At 72.1% G+C, this 7,071-nt stretch carries 5 protein-coding genes; 2 read left to right on the top strand and 3 right to left on the bottom strand.

Annotated elements, in window-relative coordinates; genetic code table 11:
* Positions 1–1,456, top strand: a 1,456-nt coding sequence (locus ACYVE9_RS11450) for a TIGR03767 family metallophosphoesterase (RefSeq protein ID WP_461027681.1), incomplete at its 5' end; no start/stop codon positions are given.
* Between the two features lie 76 nt (positions 1,457–1,532).
* Here the strand turns inward: ACYVE9_RS11450 and ACYVE9_RS11445 are convergent.
* Positions 1,533–2,540: a hypothetical protein gene (locus tag ACYVE9_RS11445; RefSeq protein ID WP_461027680.1), complete on the bottom strand. Its 1,008-nt coding sequence runs from the start codon at positions 2,538–2,540 to the stop codon at positions 1,533–1,535.
* A 102-nt stretch (positions 2,541–2,642) separates the two neighbouring features.
* Positions 2,643–5,240: an aminopeptidase N gene (pepN, locus tag ACYVE9_RS11440; protein ID WP_461027679.1), complete on the bottom strand. Its 2,598-nt coding sequence runs from the start codon at positions 5,238–5,240 to the stop codon at positions 2,643–2,645.
* A 149-nt stretch (positions 5,241–5,389) separates the two neighbouring features.
* Between pepN and ACYVE9_RS11435 the strand changes: the two genes are divergently transcribed.
* Positions 5,390–6,019, top strand: a complete 630-nt coding sequence (locus ACYVE9_RS11435) for a DsbA family protein (RefSeq protein ID WP_461027678.1) — start codon at positions 5,390–5,392, stop codon at positions 6,017–6,019.
* Between the two features lie 177 nt (positions 6,020–6,196).
* On the opposite strand, the gene ACYVE9_RS11430 is transcribed toward ACYVE9_RS11435, so the two are convergent.
* Positions 6,197–6,838 (bottom strand): superoxide dismutase, encoded by a 642-nt coding sequence (locus ACYVE9_RS11430; protein ID WP_461027677.1) that lies wholly within the window; start codon positions 6,836–6,838, stop codon positions 6,197–6,199.
* Between the last annotated feature and the right edge of the window lie 233 nt (positions 6,839–7,071).

The raw sequence follows: 7,071 nt of genomic DNA, 5'->3' as shown, positions 1-7,071 counted from the left end.
CGGTCGCGGCTACCGGCGGCTCGCAGAGGGCCCCGGCTGGGCCCGCGTGCTGCGCTCGGAACTGGCCGAGCCGACCTCGGGCCGCGCCGACCGGCGCACGGTGCTCGCCTCGTTCGTCCAGTTCACCGACCTGCACGTGGTCGACGTGCAGCACCCGCTGCGGTACGAGTACCTGCGGGCGCAGACCACCAGCGCCTGGCGGCCCCAGGAGGCCCTGTCGGTGCACGGCACGGTCTCGCTGATCGAACGGGTCAACGCGCTGCGCGGCGGCCCGGCCACGGGTGCGCCCCTCGGCTTCGTGATGACCACCGGCGACAACACCGACAACAACTGCCGGGCCGAGCTGGACTGGTTCATGACCGTGATGAGCGGCGGCCGGGTCACACCGAACACGGGGGACCCCGGCCGCTACGAGGGGGTGCAGAACTCGGGTCTGCCGTTGTACTGGCACCCGGACGACCCACTGCGCGACAGCGACAAGAAGCTGGGCTTCCCCGAGCTGGACGGTTTCCTCACCGCCGCCCTGGGCCAGGTCAACAGCCCCGGCCTGAGAGTGCCGTGGTACTCCACGGTCGGCAACCACGACAGCCTGCCGGGTGGTTGCTACGCGGCGACCGACGGCCGGTTCGCGGAGATCGCCGTGGGCGACCGCAAGCTGATGGAGCTGCCGCAGTCGCAGGCCGCCACGCTGTGGCAGGCCGTCAAGCAGGGCCGCGACCCCCAGGGGCGGGCGTACCTCGACATGCTGGCCGCCCAGGCCCGCAAGACGCGGCCGGTCACCCCCGACCCGGCCAGGGCGCCGCTCTCCCGGGCGGACTACCTGCGGGCCCACCTCGACCCGGCCCACGAGGGGGCCGGACCGCTCGGACACGGGTACTCCGACGCCAACCTCACCGAGGACCGCCTCTACTACTCCTTCCGGATCAGCGACGACGTGGTGGGCATCAGCCTGGACACCACCCGGCGCGGCGGCCACTACAAGGGCACCATCGGAGCGGCTCAACTGCGGTGGCTGGAGGGCGAACTGAGGCGGCACCGCGACGACCGGGTGCTGGTCTTCAGCCACCACACCAGCAGCAGCACACCCGAGGGCGGTACCGAACTGGTGGCGCTGCTCCAGCGTCATCCGCAGGTGCTGGCCTGGATCAACGGGCACAGCCACCGCAACGCGATCTCACCGCGCGAGACGTTCTGGGAGATCTCCACCGCCTCGCACATCGACTTCCCGCAGCTCGCCCGGATCATCGAGGTCACCGACAACCGCGACGGAACCCTGTCGCTGTTCACCACGCTCGTCGAGTCGGCGGCACCGTCCCGCACCGACTTCGCGGACCTGTCGCAGACCGGGCTGGCCGCCCTCTACCGCGAGTTGGCCCACAACGCGCCCGGCGCCCGCACCACGCTGGCCGGCGCGCCCGGCGACCGCAACACCGAACTGGTCCTGCGCCGCCCCTGAGCCCGGCCCGACGCCGTCCCGCACGTGGCGCCCGCGCACGCGGCTGCCTCCCGAGGTGCGTCCCCGAATGCGCGGCTCACTGCGGCAGCACGACCAGGCGCGCCGCCGGGCCGCGCTCGTCCCACGTCATCAGAGCGGTGCGGACCACCGCGGCCTGCTGCTCCAGGCTGTCCCGCAGCTTCTCGGGCGTGACGTGGACGACGGTCACCCCGAGTCGCTCCAGGGTCTCCCGCTTCCGCACGCACTCCGCCCAGTGGGCCCCGGCGTCCGTGCCGTCCCCGTGCAGTCCGCGCGAGTCCAGCTCCAGGGCGACGCCGTGTTCTGGCCAGTACGCGTCGACGCCCCCGAGGTGGGGCCCCGTGGGCAGCCGCAGGTCGACGTGCCAGCACGGCTGCGGCAGGTGGTGGGCGCGGACCAGGTCGTAGAGCCGGCCCTCGGCCATCGCCCGGCCCTCCTCCAGCAGGCCGGCGACCGTCGTCACCACGTGCGGGCGGGACAGCAGCCGGGCCCGGCCCAGCTCCCGCACCACGGTCTGCGCCTCGCAGTGCCCGCCGCGCACCGCCTCGGTGAGCAGTCGCCGCACCAGGACCGGGTCGGTGATCCGGCCGACCGCGTCGGCCAGTGCCCGGGCCACCGGCGCCACCGGCAGACCGGTGACGATCTCCGGGCGCGGCACGGACTGGCTGCGCACCACCCGCGCCCACCCGGTGGAGCGCAGCCGGCGGGTGCGCGGCACCAGCAGGTCGATGTGCTCCTGCGCGGGCAGCGGGGGAGCGGACGTGAAGTGGTGGAGGGCGAGCGCGGCCAGCCCGGTGATCATGCCGGGGCCGCCCTGGGCGGGCAGCGGTCCTCGGTCCGCCCACAACAGCACCGCGTGCAGCCGCTCCTCGCTGGTCGCCGGACCGGACCGCAGCAGGCAGACCCCCGGCAGCGGCATCTGCCAGGGGCCTCCGGGACGGCAGCGCTCCTGCACCACGGCCGCGGTCACGCCCTGTCCACGCAGCTTGCGGGTGCTCACCACCTGCGGGCAGGTCTCGACGGTGACGCTGAGGGGGCGGGGGGAGAGCGGGGTGTTCTGAGTCATGATCCGACAATCCCCGCGCTCCGCCCCGCCGATGACCGCTGTTACGAGTTCGTCGACAAAACCGGACAAGGCCGCCCTAAAGTACGGACGTTCGAGTGCCGATCAGCAGCTCGCGGCGTCGCACCGCTGGGCCCGCAGCGCGCGGTCCAGGTCGTCCCTGGCCTCCAGCACCAGCCGCCGCAGCGAGGGCGCCGCCGTGGGGTGGTCGGCCAGCCAGTCGTCTGCGGCGGCCAGGGTCTCCGGGCTGCTCTGCAGTGCCGGGAACAGCCCGCGCACCACGGCCATGCCGATCTCGATGGACCGCTCGGCCCACAGCCGCTCGATCGCGGCGAAGTACTTCTCCGTGTAGGGCGCCTGGAGCTCCCGCTGACCCGGCTGGACGAAGCCCGAGATGGTCGCCTCGACCAGCGCGTTCGACAACCGGTCCGACTCCACCACCGCCGCCCACGCCTGGGCCTTGACCGCCGCGGACGGCCGCGCCGCCAGACACCTCACGTGGTGGCGGCGTCCGGACGCGGTGTCGTCACTGGCCAGTTCGGCACGGAGCACCTGCTCGTCGGCCAGGCCCTCGGCGGCCAGAGTGCCCAGGAACAGCCAGCGCAGTTCCTGGTCGACGTCGAGGCCGTCGATCCCGACGGAACCGGCCAGCAGGTCCCGCAGCAGCTGGAGGTGCTCGCCGCTGCTCGCCACCGAGGCGAAGAACCGGGCCCAGGCCAGCTGGTGGCCGCTGCCGGGCGGCGCCTGGCGCAGCAGCCCGAGCGCGCCGTCGGCGAGCTGCCGGCCGGCGGCGTCGCGGTGCTCCGGCGCGGTGTAGTGGGTGAGGGCGGCGAGCGACCAGGCGTGCAGCATCTGGAGCACACCGATGTCGCTCTCCCGGTCGGCGAAGCGCAGCAGCAGGGTGAGGAACTCCCGGGCGGGCATCAGCCCGTCCCGGGTGAGGTTCCACAGCGCCGACCAGCACAGCGCCCGCGCCAGCGGGTCGTCGAGCGCGCCGAGGTCCTCGCGCAGGGTGGCGAGCGAGACGTCGTCGAGCCGGGTCTTGCAGTAGGTCAGGTCCTCGTCGTTGACGAGCACCAGCTCGGGCCGTTCGGCACCGACCAGCTCGTCCACGTCGGTGCGGGCTCCGGCGACGTCCACCTCGGCGCGCGCGTAGCGGGCCAGCGTGCCGTCGGGGGTGCGCCGGTACAGGCCGACGGCGACGCGGTGCGGGCGCAGCACGGGGTGCGCGGCCGGCGCCTCCTGGAGCACCGCCAGCTCGGTGACCCGGCCGTCGGCACCGCAGGTCAGCCGCGGGGTGAGGGTGTTGACGCCGGCCGTCTGCAACCAGGCCTCCGACCACCGGGCCATGTCCCGCCCGGAGGTCTCCGCCAGCACCGAGAGCAGGTCGCCGAGCCGGGTGTTGCCGAAGGCGTGCCGCTTGAAGTATCGCCGGGCGCCCTCCAGGAAGGCGTCCCGGCCGACGTACGCCACCAGTTGCTTGAGCACCGAGGCGCCCTTGGCGTAGGTGATGCCGTCGAAGTTGAGCTTGGCGTCCTCCAGGTCGTGGATGTCCGCGGTGACCGGATGGGTGGACGGCAGCTGGTCGGCCCGGTAGGCCCACGCCTTGCGGCGGTTGGCGAACGTCACCCAGCCGTTGCTGAACCGGGTCGCCTCCACGAGCGACAGCGCCCCCATGAAGTCGGCGAAGGACTCCTTGAGCCACAGGTCGTCCCACCACTCCATGGTGACCAGGTCACCGAACCACATGTGGGCCATCTCGTGGAGGATGACGTTGGCCCGGCCCTCGTAGGACGCCTCGGTGACCCGGCCGCGGAAGACGAACTCCTCCCGGAAGGTGACGCACCCCGGGTTCTCCATCGCTCCGATGTTGTACTCCGGCACGAAGGCCTGGTCGTACTTGCCGAAGGGGTACGGGTAGTCGAAGTGGTCGTGGAAGAAGTCCAGGCCCTGCTTGGTGACGAGGAAGATGTCGTCGGGGTCGAAGTGCCGGGCCAGCCCCTTGCGGCAGAGCGCGCCGAGCGGGATCTCCAGTTCCGTGCCGTCGGCGAGCGTGCGCCGGTAGACGTCCTCGACGTGGTGGTAGGGACCGGCGACGACGGCGGTGATGTACGTGGAGATCGGCAGGGTGCGTGCGAACCGCCACACGCCGGCGCCGTCGGCGAGCTGTTCGGGTTCGCCGGCCCGGGTGCCGTTGCTGAGCACCGTCCAGTGGGCGGGCGCGGTGACGCGCACGTCGAACGGCGCCTTGAGGTCGGGCTGCTCGAAACAGGCGAACACCCGGCGCGCGTCGGCGGGTTCGTACTGCGTGTAGAGGTAGGTCTCCCCGTCCTCCGGGTCGACGAAGTGGTGCAGGCCCTCCCCGGTGCGGCTGTAGGCGCAGCGGGCGTCGACGACCAGCTCGTTGTCGGCGGCGGGGGAGTCGAGCTGGATGCGGGTGCCGTCGAAGACCTTCTCCACGTTCAGCGACTCGCCGTTGAGCGTCACCGAGTGCACGTGCGGGGCGACGAGGTCGACGAAGACCGGCGTGCCGGGGACGAGGCAGCGGAACCGGATGGTGGTCGTCGAGCGGAAGGTGCGCGGCCCCTCGGCCGGCGGGGGCGCGACCGCTGAGCGGACGTCGAGCGCCACCTCGTACCCGTCGACGACGAGCAGCCGGGCCCGCTCCCGGGCCTCGTCACGGGTCAGGTTGTCTCCGGGCACAGCCGACTCCCTCATCACTCGTCTCGCATATCGAACACCGGGGGTCAGCATGTCATGGCGCTCGCAGCCCGGGCAGTGGGGAATGTTCCGCGCCGGTGAGGCGTTCCCGGCTCCGTACTCATCTGTCCCGTGCGTTTCGAGGAGAGCCCGTGCCCGAAAAGACTCCGGCCGACTTCTGGTTCGACCCCCTGTGCCCCTGGGCGTGGATGACCTCGCGCTGGATGCTGGAGGTGGAGAAGGTCCGGCCCGTCGAGGTCCGCTGGCACGTGATGAGCCTCGCGGTGCTCAACGAGGACAAGCTCGACGAGCTCCCGGAGGGGTACCGCGAGATGCTGCGGACCGCCTGGGGGCCGGTGCGGGTGTGCGTTGCCGCCGAGGAGAAGTACGGCCGCGAGGTGCTCGGCCGCCTCTACACCGAGCTGGGCACCCGCGCGCACCCGCAGGGCCAGCCGCTCGACCGGGAGACCATCCGCGCCGCCCTGGCCGCCGCGGACCTCGACGTCTCGCTGGTCGACGCGATGGAGAGCACCGATCACGACGAGGCACTGCGCACCTCGCACCGCGAGGGCATCGAGCTGGTCGGCCAGGACGTCGGCACGCCGGTCATCGCGGTGCCCGGCGCCGACGGCGAGCAGATCGCCTTCTTCGGCCCCGTGGTGACGCCCGCCCCGAAGGGGGAGGCCGCCGGCCGGCTGTGGGACGGCACGCTGCTGGTGGCATCCACCCCCGGCTTCTTCGAGATCAAGCGCACCAGGGACGCCGACCCGGACTTCAGCTGACCGCGTCCGGGCCCGACCCGGGCCCGGTGGCGGTGCCGCGCTCGGTGCGGCGCGGGCGCGCCACGCAGAAGGGCCCCGTCGGGAGTCACGTCCTCCCGGCGGGGCCCTTCCTCCCAGCTCCCCTGCCCGGTGAGCGGTGAGAAGACGATCACGAGGGCAGGAGGTTCGCGGTGACGCTCAGGGCGCCAGCAGCAGGTTGTTCGCGCGCTCCTTGGCGGCCGTGTAACGTGCCGCGACGTCCTGCCAGTTGACGACCCGCCACATTGCCTCGACGAAGTCGACCTTCTGGTTCCGGTACTGGAGGTAGAAGGCGTGCTCCCAGGCGTCGAACACCAGGATCGGCACCGAGCCCTGGCCCACGTTGCCCTGGTGGTCGTACACCTGCTCGACGATCAGCCGGCCGCTGACCGGCTCGTAGGCGAGCACGCCCCAGCCCGAGCCCTGGGTGGTGGCGGACGCCTTGGAGAGCTGCGCCTTGAACTTGGCGAAGGAGCCGAACGACTCGGCGATGGCGTCCGCCAGTTCACCCGTGCCGTCCGTCTCCAGCGGCTCGCCGCCGCCGTCACCGGTCATGTTCTGCCAGTAGATCGAGTGCAGGATGTGCCCGGAGAGGTGGAAGGCCAGGTTCTTCTCCAGGCCGTTGATGGAGCCCCAGGCGTCCTTGTCGCGGGCCTCGGCCAGCTGCTCCAGGGTGTCGTTCGCGCCCTTCACGTAGGCCGCGTGGTGCTTGTCGTGGTGCAGCTCGATGATCTCACCGCTGATCACCGGCTCGAGTGAGGAGTAGTCGTACGGGAGTTCCGGCAACGAGTAGATGGCCATGCGCTTGTTCCCCTCCGAACGTTATTGCACATCGCTTGCAAGTAGACGCTATCAGCAACAAGACCGGAGGGTGGGCGAGCCCCGCGTGGTGTGCGCCGATCGCCGCTCCGAGGTGGGGCGGCGGTGTGCGGTGCGGGAGCAGCGGCGCGGAAACAGGTGCGCGGGGCCGCGACCGGTCCCCTGTTCCGGTCGCGGCCCCGCGTGTCCTGGAGCGGGTCGCCGTGCTCAGCAGC

This window comes from Streptomyces sparsus (genome assembly GCF_054776295.1).
The sequence above is the reverse complement of the archived record's forward strand: the minus strand, read 5'-3'. Positions and strand labels throughout refer to the sequence as shown.